Origin of the sequence: Cobetia sp. SIMBA_158, assembly GCF_046566945.1 — a bacterium.
GTDB lineage: Bacteria > Pseudomonadota > Gammaproteobacteria > Pseudomonadales > Halomonadaceae > Cobetia > Cobetia amphilecti.
This window is the reverse complement of the sequence record NZ_JAWJYL010001024.1, coordinates 1-239: the sequence shown is the minus strand read 5'-3', so window position 1 is coordinate 239 and position 239 is coordinate 1. Positions and strand designations below refer to the sequence as shown.

Here is a 239-nt window from a genome sequence, read left to right as displayed (position 1 = left end):
CCATCGATACGTTTTTCGCCTGCAGCGATACGGCCACGAACAATTTTCTTCTCGAGTGAACCGAATACTTTACCCACTTCTTGCTTATCAAGCGTTTCGCCTTCAGCAAGCTCGCTTGAAAGTGCTTCGATAACTGCATCTTTAGCTACGCCAAGTGCTTCTTTACGCGCTACTTTATCAGTAATACGGTAAGCTTCGCCTACTTTATCAGCGGCAAGTTCAGCTACTTTCTCTTCAAG

At 45.6% G+C, this 239-nt stretch carries 1 pseudogene; it reads right to left on the bottom strand.

The features are described 5' to 3' along the window. Window positions 1-239, bottom strand: a pseudogene (locus tag R2R70_RS22910) (polyribonucleotide nucleotidyltransferase); the annotation flags it as partial.